The organism is Methanobacterium petrolearium (assembly GCF_017873625.1).
Lineage (GTDB): Archaea > Methanobacteriota > Methanobacteria > Methanobacteriales > Methanobacteriaceae > Methanobacterium > Methanobacterium petrolearium.
In genome coordinates, this window is the sequence record NZ_JAGGKL010000001.1 from 288813 (window position 1) to 311287 (window position 22475).

At 40.2% G+C, this 22475-nt stretch carries 20 protein-coding genes; 9 read left to right on the top strand and 11 right to left on the bottom strand.

The features are described 5' to 3' along the window. Positions 1 to 57: 57 nt before the first annotated feature. The 3 genes from J2743_RS01360 to J2743_RS01370 form a co-directional block, all read right to left on the bottom strand. Positions 58 to 201, bottom strand: coding sequence for a YHS domain-containing protein (locus J2743_RS01360; RefSeq protein WP_209624634.1), 144 nt, complete (start codon positions 199 to 201; stop codon positions 58 to 60). 93 nt (positions 202 to 294) lie between these two features. Beyond that, positions 295 to 2730: a heavy metal translocating P-type ATPase gene (locus tag J2743_RS01365; protein ID WP_209624636.1), complete on the bottom strand. Its 2436-nt coding sequence runs from the start codon at positions 2728 to 2730 to the stop codon at positions 295 to 297. Between the two features lie 87 nt (positions 2731 to 2817). Further along, positions 2818 to 4065 (bottom strand): metal-dependent hydrolase family protein, encoded by a 1248-nt coding sequence (locus tag J2743_RS01370; protein WP_209624638.1) that lies wholly within the window; start codon positions 4063 to 4065, stop codon positions 2818 to 2820. A 292-nt stretch (positions 4066 to 4357) separates the two neighbouring features. Here J2743_RS01370 and J2743_RS01375 point away from each other — a divergent pair, with 292 nt between their 5' ends. The 3 genes from J2743_RS01375 to J2743_RS01385 all read left to right on the top strand — a co-directional run bounded on the left by J2743_RS01375 (position 4358) and on the right by J2743_RS01385 (position 5716). Continuing rightward, positions 4358 to 4714, top strand: a complete 357-nt coding sequence (locus tag J2743_RS01375; RefSeq protein ID WP_209624640.1) for a DUF5518 domain-containing protein — start codon at positions 4358 to 4360, stop codon at positions 4712 to 4714. Positions 4715 to 4867: 153 nt separating this feature from the next. Next, complete coding sequence (locus tag J2743_RS01380) at positions 4868 to 5293, top strand: DUF5518 domain-containing protein (RefSeq protein WP_209624642.1); 426 nt, start codon at positions 4868 to 4870, stop codon at positions 5291 to 5293. 12 nt (positions 5294 to 5305) lie between these two features. Continuing rightward, positions 5306 to 5716, top strand: a complete 411-nt coding sequence (locus J2743_RS01385; RefSeq protein WP_209624644.1) for a DUF5518 domain-containing protein — start codon at positions 5306 to 5308, stop codon at positions 5714 to 5716. 80 nt (positions 5717 to 5796) lie between these two features. Here J2743_RS01385 and J2743_RS01390 read toward each other — a convergent pair whose 3' ends face one another. The 5 genes from J2743_RS01390 to J2743_RS01410 all read right to left on the bottom strand — a co-directional run bounded on the left by J2743_RS01390 (position 5797) and on the right by J2743_RS01410 (position 10127). After that, positions 5797 to 6207 (bottom strand): DUF126 domain-containing protein, encoded by a 411-nt coding sequence (locus J2743_RS01390; RefSeq protein ID WP_209624646.1) that lies wholly within the window; start codon positions 6205 to 6207, stop codon positions 5797 to 5799. Positions 6208 to 6302: 95 nt separating this feature from the next. Continuing rightward, positions 6303 to 7205, bottom strand: a complete 903-nt coding sequence (locus J2743_RS01395) for a hypothetical protein (protein ID WP_209624648.1) — start codon at positions 7203 to 7205, stop codon at positions 6303 to 6305. A gap of 193 nt (positions 7206 to 7398) precedes the next feature. After that, positions 7399 to 8316, bottom strand: coding sequence for a hypothetical protein (locus J2743_RS01400; RefSeq protein WP_209624650.1), 918 nt, complete (start codon positions 8314 to 8316; stop codon positions 7399 to 7401). 181 nt (positions 8317 to 8497) lie between these two features. Next, positions 8498 to 9847: an adenylosuccinate lyase gene (gene purB / locus J2743_RS01405; RefSeq protein WP_209624652.1), complete on the bottom strand. Its 1350-nt coding sequence runs from the start codon at positions 9845 to 9847 to the stop codon at positions 8498 to 8500. Positions 9848 to 9965: 118 nt separating this feature from the next. Continuing rightward, complete coding sequence (locus J2743_RS01410) at positions 9966 to 10127, bottom strand: preprotein translocase subunit Sec61beta (RefSeq protein WP_209624654.1); 162 nt, start codon at positions 10125 to 10127, stop codon at positions 9966 to 9968. Between the two features lie 330 nt (positions 10128 to 10457). On the opposite strand from J2743_RS01410, the gene polC reads away from it, so the two are divergent. Both polC and nrdD read left to right on the top strand, forming a co-directional pair. Continuing rightward, positions 10458 to 13787 (top strand): DNA polymerase II large subunit, encoded by a 3330-nt coding sequence (gene polC, locus J2743_RS01415; protein ID WP_209624656.1) that lies wholly within the window; start codon positions 10458 to 10460, stop codon positions 13785 to 13787. Between the two features lie 189 nt (positions 13788 to 13976). After that, the gene (gene nrdD / locus J2743_RS01420; protein WP_209624658.1) at positions 13977 to 16283 is read left to right on the top strand and encodes an anaerobic ribonucleoside-triphosphate reductase; all 2307 of its coding nucleotides are present in this window, start codon (positions 13977 to 13979) and stop codon (positions 16281 to 16283) included. A gap of 172 nt (positions 16284 to 16455) precedes the next feature. On the opposite strand, the gene J2743_RS01425 is transcribed toward nrdD, so the two are convergent. Continuing rightward, a complete protein-coding gene (locus tag J2743_RS01425) occupies positions 16456 to 16821 on the bottom strand; it encodes a hypothetical protein (RefSeq protein WP_209624660.1) in 366 nt (121 codons plus the stop codon). A 311-nt stretch (positions 16822 to 17132) separates the two neighbouring features. On the opposite strand from J2743_RS01425, the gene J2743_RS01430 reads away from it, so the two are divergent. The 4 genes from J2743_RS01430 to J2743_RS01445 all read left to right on the top strand — a co-directional run bounded on the left by J2743_RS01430 (position 17133) and on the right by J2743_RS01445 (position 20638). Next, positions 17133 to 18383 (top strand): M20 metallopeptidase family protein, encoded by a 1251-nt coding sequence (locus J2743_RS01430; RefSeq protein WP_209624662.1) that lies wholly within the window; start codon positions 17133 to 17135, stop codon positions 18381 to 18383. Positions 18384 to 18607: 224 nt separating this feature from the next. Beyond that, positions 18608 to 19111 carry a PsbP-related protein gene (locus J2743_RS01435; protein ID WP_209624664.1) on the top strand — a complete coding sequence of 168 codons (504 nt, stop codon included), beginning with the start codon at positions 18608 to 18610 and terminating at the stop codon, positions 19109 to 19111. Between the two features lie 44 nt (positions 19112 to 19155). After that, entirely contained in the window at positions 19156 to 19638 is a 483-nt protein-coding gene (locus J2743_RS01440) for a nucleoside deaminase (RefSeq protein WP_425342790.1), read from the top strand. A 127-nt stretch (positions 19639 to 19765) separates the two neighbouring features. Then, positions 19766 to 20638, top strand: coding sequence for a DUF7847 domain-containing protein (locus tag J2743_RS01445; protein ID WP_209624668.1), 873 nt, complete (start codon positions 19766 to 19768; stop codon positions 20636 to 20638). 58 nt (positions 20639 to 20696) lie between these two features. Here J2743_RS01445 and J2743_RS01450 read toward each other — a convergent pair whose 3' ends face one another. Next, on the bottom strand, positions 20697 to 21845 hold the full coding sequence (locus J2743_RS01450) for a hypothetical protein (protein WP_209624670.1): 1149 nt from the start codon (positions 21843 to 21845) through the stop codon (positions 20697 to 20699). A gap of 14 nt (positions 21846 to 21859) precedes the next feature. Next, positions 21860 to 22372, bottom strand: a complete 513-nt coding sequence (locus tag J2743_RS01455) for a UGSC family (seleno)protein (protein WP_342451626.1) — start codon at positions 22370 to 22372, stop codon at positions 21860 to 21862. Between the last annotated feature and the right edge of the window lie 103 nt (positions 22373 to 22475).

The window sequence follows — 22475 nt, forward strand, 5'->3', positions numbered from 1 at the left end:
ACCCCTCATTTTAGAGGGGGCCCCCTCACTTAAACCTTATAAAAAAAATGATTCATATTATTCGGCGTATTTTTCGGGATTTTCATCGAATTCTTTTTTACATCCTGGAGCACAGAAATAGTAAATTTTACCCTGGTATTCGCTTTTAAACTTTGCAGTTTTCTCGTCAACATCCATTTTACATATTGGATCCACAGCCATTCTTCTCACCTCACATCATTTCTCGGACATAGTTTATGATGTTTATCTAAAATCTTGATCTTTTCTTCTTCTCCGTCAAATTTTTCATGAAATTCAACTGGATTTAGCCTTAACTGGAGGTAAATATCCCTTTAAAAGGAGTGAAAGAGTTACAATGGTCACCGAACTTAGAGCCATGGCCAGACCTGCATATTCTGGGCGGAAAGTTATTCCAAATGAGGGGTATAACAGTCCAGCAGCTACTGGTATAAGAATGGCATTGTAAGCGAATGCCCAGAACAAGTTGAGTTTTATTCGGCCCATAACTTTATTTGATAATTGTATTCCTGCAACTGCGTCCACTAAATTGTCTTTGATAAGTACGATCTCTCCACTTTCAATAGCCACATCTGTCCCACTGCCAATGGCTATCCCTACATCAGCTTGGGCCAGTGCCGGAGCATCATTAATTCCATCACCAACAAAAGCCACTATTTCTCCATTATCCTGAAGTCTTTTAACTTCATTGGACTTATCCTCTGGCAAAACTCCTGCCAACACTTTTTCAATACCGATCTTTTTGGCAATAACCTCAGCAGTCTTTTGGTTGTCTCCAGTTATCATGGCCACCATTAGGCCCATCTTTTTAAGTTCAGTTATGGCTTTGGGTGTGTCTTCTTTTAAAGTATCAGCTACTCCAAGAATACCGGATAAAACATTACCAATAGCCACTAAAACTACAGTTTTACCATTTTCTTCGATTTTTGAGATTTTTTCTCTATCATCATCGGTTATGTGGATTTTATTTTCTTCAAGGAGTTTACTGTTTCCTATTAAAACCGTTTTATCATTTAGGATTGCTGAAACTCCTTTTCCTCCGAAAGTATTGAATTTTTCTGTATCGAATAATTCAATATCGTTATCATGGGCTTTGGTCACTATAGCCTCTCCCAGGGGGTGTTGTGAATTCCTCTCCACACTGGCAGCGATCTGTAACAGGCCTCTATCGTCAGTATTGATTCCATTAATATCGGTAACTTCAGGTTTTCCTTTGGTAAGTGTTCCAGTCTTGTCAAAAGTAATGGTGGTCAATTTTCCAGATGTTTCCAAGGCTTCACCATCTTTAACCAGTATTCCCAGTTCAGCACCACGCCCAATCCCCACAGTCACCGCGGTAGGTGTTGCCAGACCCAGAGCACAGGGACAGGCCACCACCAGGATAGATATCAGAACGGTGAGTCCAAAAAGAAGAGTACTTCCCAAAAGCAGGTACCAAACTACAAAGGCTACTATGGCTATGGTGAGAACTGAGGGGATGAAATAGGTAACTGCCTGGTCAGCTATCCTCTGCACTGGTGGTTTGGACCCCTGAGCAGATTCTACCAACTTTATTATCTGGGCCAGGGCCATATCTTTACCAATCTTTTCAGCCAGAAATTGCAAAACTCCATTCTGGTTAATGGTCCCTCCAACTACTGGGGAACCATCCTGTTTCAGGACTGGAATGGGTTCTCCGGTGATCATGGATTCATCCACATAACTTTCACCTGAAACCACTTTACCATCCACTGGTATTTTTTCACCAGGTTTAACCAGTATTTTATCTCCAACCATCACATCTTCTATGGGTACCTGGGTTTCAAAACCTTCCTCATCGATGATGGTAGCTGTTTTAGCTTGCAAACCAATTAATTTCTTTATAGCAGTTCCTGTACGTCCTTTAGCACGTGCTTCAAGCCAACGACCCAGCATTAAAAAACCAGCCAGCATCAGAGCAGTTTCATAGAACATGAAATCAGGAGTGAGCACAATGTTAAATGTACCCAGCAGGCTGGAGCCATAAGCAACTCCAATACCCATGGCGTACATAACATCCATATTCAGAGCCTTATTCTCCAGAGAATGGTAAGCAGCGGTGAATATGGGATAACTCACATAAATAAAGGGAATAATAGTAACCAGAAACATGAAATAGGTCATGGGAATGGGCAACATAACTCCCGAGTACATCAACACCATTAAAGGAATTGAAAAGGCAAAAGCCACTATTAAACGGTTCCTTTTATCATTAAGATCCCTTTCCCTGGCTTTTTCCTCCTCACTTTCATCTAATTCTCCCTCCAAACCCAGATATTCATATCCCAAATCTTCGATTGCATTTTTCATATCATTTACACTGGTCATCTGGGGATTGTAGGTTACATAGGCCTTTTCCGATGCCAGGTTAACATTGGCCTGGTTCACCCCATCAATTTTGTTTAGAACATCTTCTATAGCCTTAACACACATGGCACAAGTCATTCCCCCTACCCTGATGGTGGCTTTTTCATTCACCACTGCATAGCCAGTGTCTTCCACTTTTTTCTCTAATTCCTGGAGTTGGAGCTTGTCTGGATCATAGTTTACAGTAGCCTTCTCTGTTCCAAAATTAACCTGGGCATCTTCCACCCCCTCCATATCTTGAAGCGATTTTTCTATATTCAGAGCGCATGATGCACAGTGCATACCTGAAATTTTGATTTCTGCCTTTTTTTTAGAGTTATCTGCCATTATATTCGCCTTTAAAATATCAATTGATCAGTTTTTTATTCTATTTTTGAACTTATCTGTCTGGAAAAAAATATTTTCTGAGTTTTATCAAGTAAATGAGGATTTCCTGATGTTTTTTAAAATATTACCTTCCTTCATAACCAGAATTATGTTTTCAGGATTTCCCAATGATTTAATATCATTCAGTGGGTTGGTTTTACTTATAACCACATCTGCAAGTTTTCCTTCTTCGATTGTGCCTATTTTATCTTCCATTCCCAGTAATTGAGATGCTTTTTTAGTACCTGCCTGTATTGCTTCCATAGGTTCCATCCCTATATCACATAGAAAGCCTAATTCCCGCAAGTTCTGACCATGGGGAGCTATACCACTATCTGTACCCATAACCAATTTCACTCCGGCCTGGTAGGCTTTTTTCATACTTTCACGGCTGTTTATCCACACATTTTTCGCATCTTCCTGGCTGAAATAGGGAAACTCTCCCTTTTCCAGCAGTTCCATATTACTTACATTTACCAGCTGGGTGGTTATAAGCCAGGCATCATTTTCCAGGAGAAGATCAATGCATTCATCATCCAGGTAAGTTCCATGTTCAATAGATTTTATTCCAGCATTCAAAGCGTTTTTAACACCTTTTGATCCATGAGCATGGGCCATAACCTGCAAATTACGGAAAGAAGCTTCTTCAACCATTACCTGCAATTCTTCCCTGGTGAACTGGGGAAAGTCTGGACTGTCATTAGCACTTATCACTCCTCCCGTGACCATAACCTTCACCACATCTGCACCTGCCCTTAAAACTTCCCTAACTCTTTTCCTGACTTCATCTGCACCATCACAAACCGAGTTGGGCAGGCCAGGGTAGGTGGTTTTCACCTCATGGCCAGATTTCAATCTGGTATCAAAATGTCCACCGGTTATTGATAGGGGCATTACACTGATCTGAAGGCGAGGACCACTAATTAAACCCTCTTCTACAGCCATTTTCACCCCATAATCTGCCATACCTGCATCTCTTACCGTGGTAACCCCTGCATCTACAGTTTTTTTTAAATTTTCAACTGCCTGGTAGAAGTATAATGATAGGGGGGTGAATAGGGGGTCTTCGAAGCGGAACCCTGTGAACATGATGTGCACATGGCAGTCAATAAAACCAGGGAGTATGAATCCACCATTGGCATTTATACGTTTAATTTCACCATCAGGAAGTGTGATAGAGCCTTCACTACCGCAATCAAGGATTTTCCCATCGTTTATTAGCACTCCTGCGTTTTTCACGGGTTTACCACCATTACCATCTATGAGTGTCCCGTTATGGATTAAAAAGTACACCATATGATACCATCCTTAAATTATTACATGGATTTTGCTATTTCATCTGTTTCTTCTAATTGTTATTTTTTTATCTAGTGATCATAAAGTAAAAAAAATAATTGATTCTTCTAATTGTAAGGGGATGATCATTTTTTTCATGGATTCATTGGAAAATTGTGGACTGATCACTCTTATCATGGAAATCATACTTTTGTTTTAGTTGAGATGATGAATAAAGAAAAAAAATATTAAGGACATGAGATAATATCAACGTATATAAAATGGAGGGAAAACAAGTTAAGAGGTGAAAGAAATGGATATTGACTGGGGCGCAGTAATTATTGGATTTATCCTGTCCATAATCCTGGGAGGCATTTTAGCTGTGATTATCCCTGGAGTTGGTGCATTGTTAGGCTGGTTAATAGCAGGAATCGTGGTTGGATATATGGTAGGAGGTACTGCTGGTAATGGTGCGGCAAATGGTGCAGTATCTGGTTTATTCGGAGCAATAATCGTCTCAATATTGCTTTTGATATTCGGAACCCTGATCCTGGGATTAATAGGATTCGCAGCAGCCACGGCGACGTCATTCATACTGATCATAGGATCCTTAGGGGTTTTGATCATAATGGCAGTTGGAGGAGCTATTGGAGCTGCAATCAAAGGATAACCAGTAAACCTGTGAACAAATTAAAAAAATCTTTTCTATTTTTTTTAAGATTTAACTTATATTTTTCAGTTAAGTTTATTTTCCTTGAATCCAACCATATAATAAATTCATATTACTCTGGGTAATGATGATTGGATTTATGAAGGTAAAATCATGATTGATCAAAAAAATGTTATTATTGGAACAATAATTGCTGTAATTCTACTTTTTATTCTAGGAAAGTTACTGACCGGTCCTGCATATACTGGCATCATTGGTAGTTTTATAGCCCTGATTGTGGCAGGTATTGTGGTTGGGTATTTAGTGAACAACAGTGTCAAAATTGGAGCAATGAACGGAGCCCTGGCAGGACTTTTAACTGGTGTAATCTACATTATCTTGATATATCTAATGTCAGGATTTTCAAAAGAAGTGGTTGCATTCCTTATAATAGCCTCCATGTGGTATATTCCTTTATTTATTCTGTTAGGCGTCGGTGGGGGGATAATGGGGTCAGTGATTAAAATATACCAGCAAGGCAAAAAATCCCCAGAAGATGAAGTACCAGTTGAATCCCCTAAAAAAGATGAAGAAAAATAAGAGATGGTAAAAATGGTAGACTGGAAAGCAGTGGGAGTTGGATCTGTTGTCAATGCAGTTTTATCTATTGTTTTAACCATTGCATTTTTCCCCCTATTCTTTTTAGGCCCAATAATAGGAGGATTACTGGCAACCTATATTGGAGAAGGGGATAAAAAGGATGCCCTGGCAGAAGGTGCATTAACTGGTATCATAGGTGGGCTGATTATTGGTATACTGTTTATAGCAGGATTCGGAGCTTTAAGTGCCATAATCGGTTTAATATTTGCAAAAATCGGCATTCTGGCAGGAGCAATGACTCTTATTGCAGGAGTCTTCATCACCGTGGTGGTGATGTTTTTAGGGGCAGTTCTGGGTGCAATTGGTGGTGTAATTGGTGTTGAAATCCGGGAAAACGGTCAGGGTAATGAAATTGAAGTTTAATCTTTTTTTATTTCATGTTGTAGGTAAATAGAAGGGGTCATTTTTGGTAATTTTTGAAAAAATCAATTCTATTAATCAATCTATTTTTTTATTTTAATAATCCCTGAATCTGCGTCAACTTCCACCAGATCACCGTTGGTTAAAATCTCAAGAAAATCTTCTTCTGGATGGTCAACCATGGGGATACTGGCCATAATGGCTCCGGTAGCGATTATGGGCTCTGCTTCTTGGGCAATGATTGCCAGGGGAGCAGTGTTATTTTTAGCCATCTGGAAGATCACATAAGATCCCACAGTAGAGCCTTTACCAGAGGGAATAACCAATATTTTACCACTAATATTCTGTTGGTAGAGTTCATGCCCTCTATCTCTAACATTTCCAGTATCTGGGTCAACACCACCCAGGAAACTTAAAGGATCATGGGATATGATAACTTCACCCTGGGCTTTTCCACGGGAAATTTTACGGCACGGTATAACGTTAGGGGTCATGAATATTCTTCACCTCCTTAGTATAAAAAAATAAGGGATAAGTTAAAAAAACAAGCCTATCCTGATCTGGAAGTTTAAATTCCCATCAAACACTTTTATTCCAGTTCCAACTCCACTCCACCAATTATAGGTCTTAAAAAGTTGTATACAACTGTCATTATGATGTAGATCACGAACATGACTATGAAATAACCCACCGTGTCAAATAAAAGGTAACCAACAGCAAACAATGGTTCTCCTACTGCAAAATACATGATAATTTGGGTTATGGAGAATAAAAAGTTTAGAACTGTGGTAACCACGGCAAGGATCAGGGCCAGGGGAACAGGTTTTATTTTCCTGATTTCAAAGAGGTTATCCTTTACAGAAGAGAATTTAAGTCGTATACCTCCCATTTTAGGTGCCAGGAAGTTGTATAATAATGCCAGTAGGGCGCTGTATACGAAGGTGATTATGAAAACCACTATGGGGGTCACGATTATCATCAATATTATGCCAATTATTCCCAGGGCACCAAGACCCCCTAATTCTGACACAGCACTGGTGCTGCTGACAGCGGCAATGGCAGTTCCTTGAATTACCAACATCATCAGGGGAGCCACTATAAGCATGATCAGGAAGGTCAAAATTGTGTAAACCGCGGATAACATTAGTGACAACGGAATTACAGGCATGGATATGATTTCTTTCATATCTACCATTCCCAGTTTAATACCTCCTACCCTGGGCACCAGAAGATTGTAAATAAGGGCCACTAAAAATGAGGATAGAATGCTCAGTAAAAACGATCCCACTGGCAAAATGATAATGATGGTAATTGCAAGTGTTAACAGGATACTCAGGATGGTGCTGGCTGTGGATGGTAGAAAAACAGCCACCAGTCCCAGTACTATGATTAATATCAATGCGTATATGAGGCCCATAACTGCTGATATTGAAGAGGACATCAGAGTGAAGGGCACAATAGAAACGGATTTTATTTCCTTTATTTCTTCCATGTTTTCATGTCTCCCAATGTGAAATATTAATTTATTCAATGTATTTTCTTAGTAATAATATTTTTCTAATTGGGAAAAAGTGGGAGTATCTAATTTACGAATATTAGGTTAAAAAAGGGTTTAATTAAATGTTCAAAAATGGTTTTTAAGAAAAATAAAAAAAAGGGGGGATAAATATTTAATTAGAGATGGTTCATTCCAGCACCAGTTTGATTCCACCGATTTTTGGCTGTAGGAAGTTGTAGATTATTGTAGCCAGTGCCACTATAATGAAATACATTATGAAATACATTATAGCGTATGTCACTAACCATATTATTGCTACAACAACGTCTCCTGTCATTATACCTGCTATAAGTCCATATATTGCTCCTAAAACAGCGAAAACTACGGATATTGATAGTGCTGCTGGTAAAACTGGTATGTTGGTTAGTTCAAAGCCATTTGCTGCTTCAGCGAATATCAGTTTCATTCCACCGATTTTTGGTATTATGATGTTGTAGAATATGGCGAAAAGTGCGTATAAGATGAATGATCCTATAAATGCCATTATTGGCACCAGGATAATCCAGAACAGGGCCCAGAAGCCTGATATTGCTCCGAAAAGTCCGCCAGTTGGAACTGTTGCATTGGTGGCGTTGGTTGCATTGATAACTGCAGAACCTGCGATGGGTATGACTCCGCTGACAAGTGAAAGTACTGAGCTACCAGCCAGTCCCATGTATAATCCCATGATGAAAGTTAGCACAGTAACTACACAAGCAAGTATCAGGGCAACAGATATCACTGGAATTGATTTAACTTCGTCTCCTTCCATACCGAGTTTTATACCACCTACTTTGGGTGTTAATAGGTTGTATAACAATGCCATTACAAAGGCCATTAGTATGTTCCAGAAGAACGCGGTTAGTGGATACAATATAATAATTGCTAACCCTAAAACTGTAATGAAAGCAGCAAAACTACTTGCTCCGGGTATGAATGCAGCGATGCTTCCAAAGAATAGGATTATAAGAATAGCTGCGATAAAAGCCAAAATTGCGTGTATCGATGAAGACATCAATGTGAATGGTGCGGCTCTAATGTGTTTAATTTCTTTGATATCGACCATTTTTTCACCTCCCTTTACAATAGATAATATATTATTTATCCATGGTTATATATTAAATTTTGGGTTTTAAAGGAGTTAAAAACAGGCAAAATAGGATATTAATAGATTAAAAAGGAGTATCAACTTTTTCAAAAGGAAATTAGAAAAAAGAAGAAATTAATTGGAAATCAGCAGTTAAAGTTTAAAACCATTTTTCAGATTCATCTAAAACCTTTTCCACAATCTTTACAGAAGATCCCAGATATGTATGTGGATCCATGATCTCATCAACTTCTTCAGGAGTTAAATAATTTTTTATCTCTCCCTGTTGAAGTATAACATCTTTCAAACCCATTCCGGATTTATTGGCTTCCAGAGCACACTTTCGGACCAGGGCGTAGGCAGTTTGTCTTCCCATACCTCTCCTGGTGAGTTCGGCCATGAAACGTTCGGCCATGATAAGTCCACCTGTTAAATTAAGATCCTTTTCAATGTTTTCCGGGTAAAAAACCAGTTTTTCCATTAACCTGATGGTCAACTTTAAGATGTAATCAGTGAGGATGGACGCCTCAGGGAGCATGATCCTCTCAGATGACGAGTTAGTCAGATCCCTTTCATGCCACAGGGCATTATTCTGAAGAGCAGGTGAAGGATATGCTTTTATAATCCTGGAAACACCACAAATTCTCTCAGCAGTGATAGGGTTCATTTTATGGGGCATGGTACTGGAGCCCACCTGTTTTTCCGGGTCGAAACTTTCCCCTACTTCTTTGATCTCTGTACGTTGCAGGTTACGGATTTCCAGAGCTATTTTATCCAGAGTACTTGCAAGGTTAGCCAGGCACATAATGTATTCGGCATGGTTATCCCTCTGCACCACCTGGTTGGATATCAGTACGGGAGGAAGTCCCAATATTTCCGAAACCTTAAGATGAACATCCAGTCCATCTTCACCCAGGGCCGCAGTGGTACCAACTGCTCCGGTCATCATTCCAACGCACAACCTTCCTTTGCATGTTTCTAACCGATCATATTGTCGGTGAAGTTCATCAGCCCATAAGGCGAATTTCATCCCATAAGTAGTGGGGAGGGCGTGCTGGCCATGGGTCCTGCCAATACAAACCATTCTCTTATTTTCATCAGCAAGTTTAAGGATGATCCTGGCCAGGTGTTCTACTTTCTCCTGGATAATTTCAATGGAGTCCTTGAGAAGCATTGACTGGGAACTGTCAATGATGTCATTGGAAGTGGCACCAAAGTGCACGTATTCTCCAGCATCACCATCACACACTTCAGCTAATGCTTTAACCATTGAAGCAATGTCATGGTTGGTTTCCCGTTCGATTTCATCCACTCTTTCCTTGGTAACGTATTGAATGTTTGCTTTCTTGCTAATTTCAATTGCAGCTTCTTCAGGAATTAATTTAAGCTGGGCTTCTGCTTCTGCCAGGGCAGCTTCAACTTCCAGCATTTTTTGAAGTTTATGTTCTGATTCCCAGATTCTTTTCATCTCAGGGGTTCCGTAACGAAATTCTATAGGGTGAATAGCCATGTTCAAACTCCTTAATATTTAAATTAGATTATAAAAAATTTCTAAAGATCAAAATATATGGAATTTTTTCCTCCTTGAGGTTTAAAAACCATGAGGGGTTTAAAAAAAGTAATATGGTTTAGGAATAGGAAAACCTGAGGGCGATGCAGAAAACAGCCAGAACTATGGTCATAATGATAACCTGTTCCGGGCTGAGTTTGGGGCCTTTGGTTTCCTCTTCAAAGTATCTGACCAGACCCGCCCCACTTGGTGGGAGGTATTTTTTTTCTTTTTTTGCCAATTAAATCACCGTAATATCATGTATATTATTGTCAATTTTAGTATAAATTTCAATTTTAGTGTCAAATATTAATTCATATCTATGTTATATTCTTCCGCCTTATATTTGTAATGGTGATGGTATATATCCTATTTAATTTTCTCTTTAAGTGAATTGGATTTGGTTAAAAAAGTATAAATTCTTTCTTTGACAATAACAAATTAGTGGTGATTAAGTCGTGTTCATATTATATGGGGTTTGAATAAGATTCGAGTTCATTTTAGAGATGTAATGGCTTGAAAAGTACAAGATACTAATTATTTTCAGGATAAAAGGGATAAGGGAATTATCATGGGATACTTTGAAACCTTAGAAGAGGAAACTGAACAGGCATATGCGGTGGCCAGGGAAGCCCGGAAGAAAGGACATGATATTGAAACTGAACCAGAAGTTCCACTGGCAAAAAACCTGGCCGAACGTGTTGAAGGATTAGTTGGCCCTCCAGGCATAGCTAAACACATTAAAGAACTTGAAGAAGGAAGATCTAGGGAAGAAGTTGCTTTTTACGTTGCTAAAGAGATTGTAACATCAGAAGATGTGGTGGAAGCCGACCCTGGTAACAAAAACCAGTATAAGATAAAAGAAGAGGCTGCAGATCAGGCGGTGAGAACTGCACTGTCCATACTCACTGAGGGGGTGGTGGCTGCTCCACTGGAAGGCATAGCCAAGGTAGCCATAAAAAGGAACTTTGATCAGACATGGTATCTGGCTGTGTACTTCACAGGCCCCATTAGGAGTGCAGGAGGAACAGCATCTGCACTGGCGGTTCTAATAGCAGATTACATAAGACACCATATGAATTTAGATATCTATAAACCTACTGATAGGGAGATAGAGCGTTATGTGGAGGAAGCAGAGCTATATGAGTCAGAGGTAACTAATCTGCAGTACTCTCCTTCTCCCGACGAAATGCGCTTAGCAGCTAAAAACGTGCCAGTGGAAGTCACTGGAGAACCAACTGACCAGGTAGAAGTTTCCCACCGTGACTTGGAACGGGTTGAGACCAACAATTTGCGTGGAGGTGCCCTCCTGGCATTGGTGGAGGGTGTTATTCAGAAGGCACCCAAAGTATTGAAGTATGCTAAGATGCTGGAGATTGAAGGTTGGGACTGGCTGGCTGATCTTTCAAAGACCAAAAAATCTGATAAAGATGAAGAAACTGAGGAGGATGCCAAAGATGAGGCAGCCAAAGTTGATGATAAGTACATGCGGGATATCATTGGTGGAAGGCCTGTTTTAGCATATCCACAGGCAAAAGGAGGTTTTCGTTTAAGGTATGGTCGATCCAGGAATACAGGACTGGCAGCCATGGGTGTGCACCCTGCCACCATGGAAATCGTGGAATTTTTGGCGGTAGGAACCCAGATGAAAATCGAAAGACCAGGAAAAGGGAACTGTGTAGTGCCCTGTGACAGTATAGATGGGCCCATTGTGAAACTGAGAAATGGAGACGTGGTAAAAGTAGAATCAGTGGAAGAAGCCCGCCAAATAAGGTCAAAAGTGGTGGAAATAATTTATTTAGGTGACATGCTGGTGGCTTTTGGTGAATTCCTCAGAAATAACCATCCACTACTCCCTGCAGGATGGTGTGATGAATGGTGGATTCAACTACTGGAAAAATCACCCAACTATGATGAAAATCACCAAGAAGAGATTCACCATATACTTAAAAATGATAAAATAACTGCAAAAATGGCATTTGACCTTTCAAAAAAGTATGAAATCCCATTACACCCTGATTACACTTATTTCTATCATGATGTAACCAAAAAAGACATGAACACTTTAAGAACATGGTTAACTGAAAATTCAAGTGATAAAAACATTAAAAACAATTTATCATTGAATATGGGGCCTCAAAAGAGGATATTGGAGGCCCTGGGAGTTCCTCACACAGTAAGTGATGGAAAAATCATCTTAGGTGAGGATGAGGCTTATGCACTGGTTAACACCTTAACAGAACCTTTAGAAACTGAAAAGGACATTGAAACTCTGGAAGCCTTGAACCGGGTTTCACCCGTGGAAATAATGGCTAAAGCACCCATATATCTTGGTGGAAGGGTGGGCAGACCTGAGAAAACCAAGGAAAGAATGATGAAACCTGCACCACATGCTCTATTTCCCATTGGAATTTATGGGGGCAGTAGGAGGAACATAATTGATGCTGCAAGAAAGGGAAGCATCACCGTGGAAATTGCTCGATGTAAATGCACCAACCCTGAATGTGGAGTGGGGTCCATGCAAGCGGTTTGCCCAGTTTGCGGAGCCCGCACAGTACCTAGCACTTCAGGGAAAAAGAGAATCAATCTGGCCAATCTCCTGAGAAAAGCCTACCAGAACTCTGGAGTGCGTAAACTGGATGAAATCAAGGGAGTGCAGGGAATGATATCCGAGGATAAATTCCCCGAACCCCTGGAGAAGGGAATCCTACGGGCAAAAAATGGTGTTTACACCTTCAAAGATGCAACCATCCGCCATGATTCCACCGATCTTCCACTTACCCATTTCATACCACGGGAGATAGGAGTAACTCCTCAAAAACTCCGTGAACTCGGTTACTCTGAGGATATTAAAGGTGCAGAACTTACAAGGGAAGACCAAATAGTTGAACTCCGTATACAGGATCTGGTAATATCCGAAGCCTGTGCAGAGTACCTGATGCGGGTTTCTCACTTTATAGATGATCTTCTGGAAAATTTCTATGATGTGGAGCCCTACTATCGGGTTAAAACTAAAGAAGACCTGGTAGGGCACCTGGCAGTGGGACTGGCACCTCACACTTCAGCGGGGGTACTGGGGAGGATTATAGGATTCACCAAGGCCGCAGCGTGCTATGCTCATCCATATTTCCATTCAGCCAAGCGTAGGAATTGTGACAGTGATGAAGATTCAGTAATGTTACTGATGGATGCGTTGATAAACTTCTCCAAGGTTTACCTACCCAGTAGCAGGGGAGGGAGGATGGATGCGCCGCTGGTTCTTTCATCCCGTATAGATCCTGAAGAGATCGATGATGAATCCCACAACATAGACACCATGGAAACCTTGCCCCTGGAACTCTACCAGAAAACCCTGGAAGGGGCCAAACCATCCGATGTCCTGGACCTGGTGAACAACGTCCAGAAACGATTGGGAACTGATGAACAATACCATGGATTGATCTATTCCCATGAAACATCCAGCATACATCAGGGACCAAAAATCTGCCTCTATAAAACATTACCCACCATGAAGGAAAAGGTGGATGAACAGATCAAACTGGCAGAAAGAATACGTGCCGTGGACCAGAAGGGAGTGGTAGAAGGAGTGTTAAACTCCCACTTTCTACCAGACATGGCAGGGAATATAAGGGCTTTTGCCCGGCAAAAAGTGCGTTGCACGAAATGTAACAAGAAATATCGGCGCATACCCCTCAGTGGAGAGTGTACATGCGGTGGAAATCTTATATTAAGTATATCTAAGGGGTCAGTGACTAAATACCTGGAAATATCCAAGGAATTAGCGGGAAGATATCCCATAGACCCTTACCTGGTGCAAAGAATTGAACTTTTGGAGTCAGGAATTAACTCCCTATTTGAAAGTGACCGATCCAAGCAGAGTTCACTAGATGTGTTCTTGTAGAAATATTGTTCTGATAATAATGGTGATATCATAAAAATAGTTAGCAATCTGAACACTTTTGTTTATCAGAACAGTATGGATAATCGAAACAATTTTATAACATACAAATAGAAATAAAAAGTAGGTTAAAAAGCGGGGGTAATTAATATTACTTCTATATTAATTTTTAACGTGGAGGATGTGTAGAGAATGAAGGATGCACGTATTATTGCTGCGATACCAACCAAAGCGGAAAACTGTGTTTTAAAAAACAATGGGATATTTGAGAAGTTTAGCCACGAGAAAATATTAAAATCCTGTCTCATGGCAGGTGCTCCCTTGTGGGCAGCGGAAAAAATATCTTCTCAGGCAGCTACAGCTGCTTATGATGGTGTAACCACTAAGGAAATCAAAATGTGGGTTTACGATTCCTTAAAGCGTGTGGACACTAAAATGGCCGATAAATACCTTAGAACTAATCAGTTACGTGTTCGAACGTCCAGAGATACAATAGAGACTTTTGACAAGGCTAAAATTGAGAAAACATTGGTTGTCGAGACTGGTGCCAGTCCTGAACTGGCTGACCAAATAGCTACAGAAGTGTGGAAAGAAGTTAAAAAGCTGGATGTGGAATACCTCACCGCCCCTATGCTCAGGGAAATAGTAAACACCAAATTGGTAGAACACGGACTTGAAACCTATAGGCGCCGCTACACCAGGCTAGGGATACCTGTATTCAACATCACCAACCTCATTGAGAATGGGAGCCGGGATAATGCCAACATGATACACAACCCGGAAACTGTGCACAAATATGTGGCTGATGAAGCTCTTAAACAGTACGCCCTCCTTCATATATTACCTAACGAACTTGCTGACGCCCATATGGGTGGGGACATACATATACATGACCTGGAGTTCTTTGCAGGACGTCCCCTTAACTGTTTGCAGCATGATTTACGATTATTCATTAAACATGGATTAAAAGTGGATGGAACTGGAGACCACACCAGTGTGGCAGGACCACCCAACCACATTGAAACTCTGATGAACCATTCTGGGGAAATAATGCTGGCAGCCCAGCAAAACATGAGTGGTGGCCAAGCAATGTGCCTATGGAATGTTTTTGTGGCCCCATTCGCTGCCGGACTCCCCTATGATAAGGTTAAACAGGCAGTGCAGATGTTCATCTACAACTTGAACATGGCCTACGCTGCCCGAGGTAGTCAGGTTCCTTTCACTTCCATAAACATGGAATTCACTGTTCCGGACTTCCTGCAAGACGTACCAGCATATGGACCTAAAGGCAAATTGATGGGAGTATATGGGGACTTTGAAGATGAAACCCGTGCTTTACAACGTGCATTCACAGAAATACTCATGAAGGGAGATTCTGATGGCAAACCCCACCTTTTCCCCAACACCATCTACGTTCTCAGGGATGAAGTACTCAAGGATGAATTCGCCGAGGATCTGAGTCTGGTGCACGAGTTATCAGCCAAGTATGGAAGCGCGTACTTCGTTAACATGCTACCAAAATACAGGGGTAACCTGGCCAACTACATGGGATGCCGTACCAGTTTAAGTGACAACTGGACTGGGGACTGGGAACAGGACTGCCTCAGAACAGGTAACTTGGCCTACGTTACTATTAACCTGCCCAGAATTGCTTATCAATCCAGGGATGAAGAAGACATCTTTGAATATTTGGATGGACACCTGCAACTAGCAGAACAGGTTCTCCTACTGCGCAGGGAACAGGCCATGAACTGTCTGAATGACTTTAACCTCCTTCCCTTCTTAACTCAGGAAACAGAGGGAGGTCGTTACTATCATGTGGAAAACTCCACCCTGTCCTTCGGTTTCGTGGGTTTGAATGAGATGCTCTTATCCCATTGTGGTGCAGGTATAGATGACGAAGATGCCAGGAATCTGGGATTAAAGGTTATCAAGTTCATGAATCAGCGTGCTAATGAGCTGAAGGATGAAACTGGGTACCGGTGGACAGTGCTGCAAACTCCGGCAGAATCCACAGCTTACAGATTTGCCACATTGGACCGGGAAAAATTCCAGAATGATGTCATCACCCAGGGAGACCAACAGGCAGCATATTACACTAACAGTAGCCACGTTCCAGTTAACTCTGATGTGAATTTAGCGGAAAAAATCCGTATAGAAGGAAAATTCCACCCACTAACCCTGGGCGGCCACATATTCCATGCATTCATGGGAGAAGCACACAGTGACCCACAATCACTCATGAGCCTCACAGACAAAATAGCCAGAAAATCGGATATAGGTTTCTGGGCATACAGTAGCGCCCTCAGTTTCTGCATAAAATGTAAAACCCTGATGAAAGGACTCCAAAACCAGTGTGCTACATGTGGAGAACAAAAAGAGGTAGAATGGTACGATCGTATCACAGGTTACGTGCAACAAGTCGGACGCTCCAAATCCGCCAGCGGAGGATGGAATCCGGGAAAAATGAAGGAGTTACAGGATAGGAGAAGGTATTAAACCTCATCTCACTCTTTTTATCCCAACTTTTTTTTTAAATATTATTGGTCTATTCTATTTTTTTATTAGTTTATTCTTATTTTTAATCTGTTTATTACAATATTTGTCCTTTATATGTTCTAATTTAGTTTATTACAACTATTTTTAATCAAAAAAATGATTTAAGGGTAACTCACGTCACCCTATTTCCATTCTGGGCATTAATGTAGATGGGATCTTGGTAGGACTTCTCAGGGGAGTAAACCACCACAGGCACTTCCCATACTGTAACACCTTTATATGTGGTTAACGTGGGATTTTCCAGTTCAACACCCAGTCCAATGTACTGACCTGCCAGTTCTTTGGCTTTCGCTGCAGTTATATTAGTGGTATTGGTGACGTGGCTTTGATTTTGGGTTTGGTTGCGAATGGTATTGTTTACAGGGGTACTATTGTTGGTAGTGTTGTTTGATGTTGCAGGTGTCATCAAAAACCAGGTTCCAGCGGCTAAAATTACTACAATCACAATTACAATAATTGCTATTAATCCCTTATTCAAATCTTTCACCTCCATTTTATAATCCATTATACTTTATAATCCTAATTTTATAATCCATTATACTTTATAATCCTAATTTTATAATCCATTATACTTTATAATCCTAGTTTTATAACTCATTAGAATTCACAAACGATATATCATTTAACCAATTTTTCAGTGAAAATTGTCACAGGGGATGTAGCAATGACATAATGGATGAAAAATAGCCACATCCTAACCCACTTGACAAATTATTAATAGGATAAATAACAGAAAATAGACTATAAAAAGAATTTTAAAGGTCACTTGCCACTTGGAGGATGGTATCAATGAATCCTAAGGAATTTTACCAGTCTATAGATCAATTGGCCACGGATTTTACATCCAAACAGATTGAAATTTTTCACTGGCTGCACCAACATCCTGAACTAGCTTACCATGAGTTTGAAACCAGCCAATACATCAAAGACTACCTTGGAAAACTTTCTGAACTGGAAATCAGTTCAATTGCCAAGACAGGTGTCAAAGCTGTTCTTCACGGTGGAAAACCAGGTCATACTATTGCTATACGATCTGATATTGATGCTCTCCCTGTTAAGGAGGAAACAGGATTATCCTATGCTTCCAATGTTAAAACTGAGTACGGTGGTCAGGAAACATATGTGGCTCATATGTGTGGTCATGATGCCAGCACCGCTGCTGCCCTGGGCACTGCCACCATTCTAAGCCAATTAAAAGAGGATCTGCAGGGTAACCTGGTTTTCCTATTTCAACCTGCCGAAGAAGGCGCTCCTACGGGTATGGATGGAGGGGCCCTGCGTATGGTGAATGAAGGTGCCCTCTTGGACCCTGATGTCCAGGTTATATTCGGATTTCATGCTAATAACACATGTTACCCTGGACAGGTCATGATACGTGAAGGACCAACCCATGCCAGCCAGGACAGCATATTCATACGCATATGGGGAGAACAAGCCCACGGATCCCAACCATGGAGTGGTAAAGACCCCATAGTTGCTGGAGCGTCCCTTATAAACTCTTTACAAACCCTTATAAGTCGTGAAGTGGACTTGCAGAAGGGTGCGGCAGTCATCACGGTGGGATACTTTTGGAGTGGGATAAAAGTTAATATCATCCCTGAAGGAGCGGAGATGGGACTCACAGTCCGTTCATTAGATGAAGGCAATCGTGAAATTCTGATAAAACGTATCAAAGAGCTGGCTGAGCTTAAAGCAAAGATGCATGGATGCCAGGCAGAGGTTATATTTGGCCAACATTATCCTATGAATGTTAATCAGGAAGAACTATACGAAACCATGTTGCCCACAGTTGAAAGGGTGGCCAAGGCCAAAAATGTCCTTTATTACCTGTCATCTACCAAGTCAGAGGATTTTTCTTACTTTTCACATGAAATCCCAGGTCTTTACATGTATTATGGTGTTGCACCATGTGACCGGCCATTATCTGAGGCCAAACCCAACCACCATCCTGAATTCATGGTGGATGAGAAGGCACTCAAATTTACTACCATCCTGGAGTGTAACCTGGTGTATGATTGGCTTCACAGTCATTCTAAATAATTAACTAATACTAGATTCAAAATAAGTGACGATTTTAACATTACCTTTCTATTTAACCATGTTTTTGAGCTATTTTAATGTAATGTTCAACTTATTTTATTTTCTTTAATAAAGCCTTTATGGTAGGTTATATACTTTTCTAGATAATTTTTATGCTCTAAGTTTAAATATTCCCAAATTGAAAATTAATAGTATTAATAATTAGAACTTAAGTTGGTGGTCGAATGAAAAAGCTGATCTACATTTTGGCAATACTTTCGTTAGTGGTTATGGCCTCGGGCTGTACTAGTAGTGATCAATGGGCGTCGAACAAAACCTATTCTGGTAATGGGATAACCTTCCAATATCCTGGAACATGGAGTGTAAATGAAACTGAAGCTGTGAGTACTCCATCAGGTTCAAGTGCAATTGCAGCAGTTGGAAATGATGATGAAGGATTTGCTATAGGAAGTATAGCTGCCACAGGACTCGACACAGAAACTGTTCAACAAGCGATGAATCAGATGGTAGAAGAATATCAATCACAAGGATATGGAACTGCCAAAACAATTACTGTGGAAGGAGTCGATGCAAGTATGGTTACATCAGAAGACGCAGATTCTTCAGGTCTATATACTACTGTTGCTTTCTGGGTGAAAGATGATAAAATGTACTATGCTGTTTATGCATCCAAAACTACCGGTACAGAAACCATGGAAAAAATTCTCAGCACCCTAAAAACTACTTAAAAAAATCTATTTCTTTCTTTTTTTTATTATTTACCTATTTTGCCATAAGTGGGGGTTTTCACATATCAGAAGACCATAAATTCATGATAGAGGCAATTAAAGAAGCCAAAAAAAGTTTAGATGAGGGTGGAATTCCCATAGGGGCAGTGCTTGTTGAAGATGGCGAAATTGTTGCACGTGGTCATAATCGTCTTATTCAAGATGATTCTTCCATTCTTCATGGAGAACTGAACTGCATACAAAATGCAGGACGCCTTAAAGGGGCAGACTACCAGAAATCCACGTTATACACTACTTTATCTCCATGTACAATGTGTTCTGGGGCAGTTTTACTTTATAACATACCTCGTGTGGTTATAGGGGAAAATACTACTTTAATGGGTCCTGAAAAACTCCTGAAAGATAAGGGAGTGGAAGTAGTAATCATGGGAATTGATGAATGCAGGGAGATTTTAGAAAAATATATTGAAGAAAATCCAGAAATCTGGGATGCTGAACTTGAAAGAGTGGGTTATTTTACAGATTGATCTTTAGATAAGTTTTACAATTAATTCTTCATCATTCAATCCATCATTTAATTAATTTCTCCATCCGACATAATACATTTATATATCTTATGATTAATTAGTTAATAAAAAACTATGGGGATTTTCTATGGATATTGGAGATTATTATTCTAGGTCTTTTAATGGATTCACAAAGAATCCTAAACTTGCACTTCCAACACTTTTAGGATATTTAGTGATATACGGAATCAACGTTGTAATGATGGCAATATTTATATTTGGGACATTAGGCACGGATTTCCTGACTAATGTCACCACTGGCAATTTTAACCCTAACTCTGTAGATTTTGCAAATTTAATGCAATCTTTTCTAATTTTTTATGGGGTAATAGCTATTGTTAGTTTTGTTGTTTCCAGTTATATGAGTGCAGCAACAATTGGAATGTCAAAAAGCATAATAAATGGTGAAATGCCAGACTTGGGGGTTGGATTTAAAAACGGCAACAAATATTTCCTGAAAATAATCGCAGTTTCAATAATAATAGGCGTTATTTTGGGGTTATCTTTTATTTTTGCTGTTGGAGGAATTTTAATCGACCAGGCGTATGGATTATTTCCGATTTTAACAATAATTGGAATTTTATTAACTCTGATATTGTGGATAATCACACTTTTATTCATATTTGCAAATCAGGCTATTGTGGCAGGGGATAAATCGGTTTTTGCCTCCTTAAAAGACAGTTATAAATTGTTTAGAGAAAACATATTTGATGTGATAGTGGTGCTTATTATAAATTTCATACTTATGATATGCATTATAACAGTTTTAACTTTCATCAACATGTTTTTAAGCATAATACCAATTTTAGGATCAATTTTGGGCCTCATATTGGTAATTATTGCATATTCAATAATTTTCCCCTATTTCGCACTGGTTCTCACCTATCTTTACATGGATAAAAAAGAATTAATACCCTCAGAACCCGAGCATGTTTCTTCAGATCAGGAGTATGTTGAGTAATCAGATATAAAAACCCTGATTAACTCTTTTTTTATTTTATTTCCCTTTTAAAAAATCGTTATTCTGGTTCTGTGTCTATTTTTAGGGTGATGGACTCTGATCCGCTTCCAAAACCATGACTGATCATGGTATGTCTTCCTGGACCTCCTGCCACCACCAAAACCACATCTTGAGGGGAGCGGGTTATGTGAACATTGCCATTGATTATCAGTTTTTCATCCAGTTTTCGACCGCCACGATCACCAAGAACAACTGGTAAATGGGAATTTTGGTGTATATATCTTTGCACATCTTTTTTAGACCAACCATTTCTGTTGATAGTCTGTGCATGTTCAGGGCTCATGATCACCAGGATCTCACCGGGCACATGGCTGTTGTTACATCCGGCAGTGGTTGCAGTGTTTATGATGGTGTCTAAAAGTTCTTCTGCAGTTTGGCTACGATGATCATTGACATTGTGGGGTGCTTCAGCAGCAATGACGGTCACTGCACTGTCTTCCTGACAGTAACCTCTTTCGACATGTAAAGATTCCCAGGGATTTTTTTCCTCATTTTCAGCAAAACAGAAACTGTATTTGGCTGGAGAACCATGAGTGGCATGATCACCAACCCCAGGGATAGCACCAGCGATATTAATAAGGCATAAGCGCATGGCACGACCTATAGTTGCATTTGTAAGATTTCCAGGACCTAAACATCCTACACTGCTGTTTAATCCCAGTTGACCTGCTAATGGTCCGTTTATAATGGTACAAATAGATACTGGGTGGGTGGTGGCGTTCACCCCGGCCAAGTTAAACTTTTCATGGGAAATTGCCTTTATAACCTGCTCTAATAGGGGTTGGAATGATGGTAAGCACCCCGCCATAACTGCATTAATTGCAATCTTCTCGGGTGTGGCTTTACCCATCTTAGGGGGAAGAACAGCTATGACTTCGTCAGGAGGGTGTTGCGAATACTTCAAAAAACGGTCAACCCGTTCCCGGGTAGGTGGGATTATGGGTAGACCATCAGTTAACCGGCGCTGATAAAACTCTTGACTGATCTTTTCAGGGTCGGGATCTATAAAAAACTCCATATCACTATTTTTAGCCCCACAAAGACGATCATGGGGTTTAATATGATTGATTGCTTTGTCATTCATTAAATCGTCTATGGAACATCCGCAGGAATTGTCACTGACTTTTATTTTATCTTTTTTGGCCATACATGATCCCAAGCTTAGGGTATTTGGAGTACATAAAGGAGGTTTTGAACTATTTTAAGTGTTTTTTCTTTAATTTCACCACTATTAAGTCCGGCTATGGGATGTTTTATTTCCAGGATCCTCATATCCTTCAGTCCATGGGATTCGGCCAGGTTTCTTGCAAAAGGGGCGAAATGATCCGAACATATTGATATAGTAGGGATTTTTTCTTTTTCCAGGCGAATGGCATCTAGAATCACCCAGCTTGTGCATGATCCGCAGTCACCCAGGGCTAGAATTGCAACATCAGAAGAAGTAGCTTTTTTAATCTGTTCTTCGGTAGCTGGTGCTCCAGCCGGTTTTTTCACCCAGAGAAACTCTCGATTTCCCAGTGCCTCTGAAAGGACTTTAAGAATTATGTCTGCCCCGGGTTTGGTGTTGTCCACCAGGGAAACCTTATGAAAGTCATAGGGGAGAGGGTTTAGATCAAGTTTATTATCTTGAACTTCTCCTAATGGGTTGAGAACTTCTCTTTCGGTGAGTTTCACCTTCAAAAACAATCCTCCAACTTGTAACTTATTACATTAACTTGTGCTTAAAAATATTTGAGCTAGCTATAATAAATCCAGTTCAAATGTTATTGAAATACCC

What these genes read in the sequence shown, in the direction of transcription:
- J2743_RS01360 (WP_209624634.1), bottom strand. Translation starts at nt 201, where the DNA reads ATGGCTGTGGATCCAATATGTAAAATGGATGTTGACGAGAAAACTGCA.
- J2743_RS01365 (WP_209624636.1), bottom strand. Translation starts at nt 2,730, where the DNA reads ATGGCAGATAACTCTAAAAAAAAGGCAGAAATCAAAATTTCAGGTATG.
- J2743_RS01370 (WP_209624638.1), bottom strand. Translation starts at nt 4,065, where the DNA reads ATGGTGTACTTTTTAATCCATAACGGGACACTCATAGATGGTAATGGT.
- J2743_RS01375 (WP_209624640.1), top strand. Translation starts at nt 4,358, where the DNA reads ATGGATATTGACTGGGGCGCAGTAATTATTGGATTTATCCTGTCCATA.
- J2743_RS01380 (WP_209624642.1), top strand. Translation starts at nt 4,868, where the DNA reads ATGATTGATCAAAAAAATGTTATTATTGGAACAATAATTGCTGTAATT.
- J2743_RS01385 (WP_209624644.1), top strand. Translation starts at nt 5,306, where the DNA reads ATGGTAGACTGGAAAGCAGTGGGAGTTGGATCTGTTGTCAATGCAGTT.
- J2743_RS01390 (WP_209624646.1), bottom strand. Translation starts at nt 6,207, where the DNA reads ATGACCCCTAACGTTATACCGTGCCGTAAAATTTCCCGTGGAAAAGCC.
- J2743_RS01395 (WP_209624648.1), bottom strand. Translation starts at nt 7,205, where the DNA reads ATGGAAGAAATAAAGGAAATAAAATCCGTTTCTATTGTGCCCTTCACT.
- J2743_RS01400 (WP_209624650.1), bottom strand. Translation starts at nt 8,316, where the DNA reads ATGGTCGATATCAAAGAAATTAAACACATTAGAGCCGCACCATTCACA.
- purB (WP_209624652.1), bottom strand. Translation starts at nt 9,847, where the DNA reads ATGGCTATTCACCCTATAGAATTTCGTTACGGAACCCCTGAGATGAAA.
- polC (WP_209624656.1), top strand. Translation starts at nt 10,458, where the DNA reads ATGGGATACTTTGAAACCTTAGAAGAGGAAACTGAACAGGCATATGCG.
- nrdD (WP_209624658.1), top strand. Translation starts at nt 13,977, where the DNA reads ATGAAGGATGCACGTATTATTGCTGCGATACCAACCAAAGCGGAAAAC.
- J2743_RS01430 (WP_209624662.1), top strand. Translation starts at nt 17,133, where the DNA reads ATGAATCCTAAGGAATTTTACCAGTCTATAGATCAATTGGCCACGGAT.
- J2743_RS01435 (WP_209624664.1), top strand. Translation starts at nt 18,608, where the DNA reads ATGAAAAAGCTGATCTACATTTTGGCAATACTTTCGTTAGTGGTTATG.
- J2743_RS01445 (WP_209624668.1), top strand. Translation starts at nt 19,766, where the DNA reads ATGGATATTGGAGATTATTATTCTAGGTCTTTTAATGGATTCACAAAG.
- J2743_RS01450 (WP_209624670.1), bottom strand. Translation starts at nt 21,845, where the DNA reads ATGGCCAAAAAAGATAAAATAAAAGTCAGTGACAATTCCTGCGGATGT.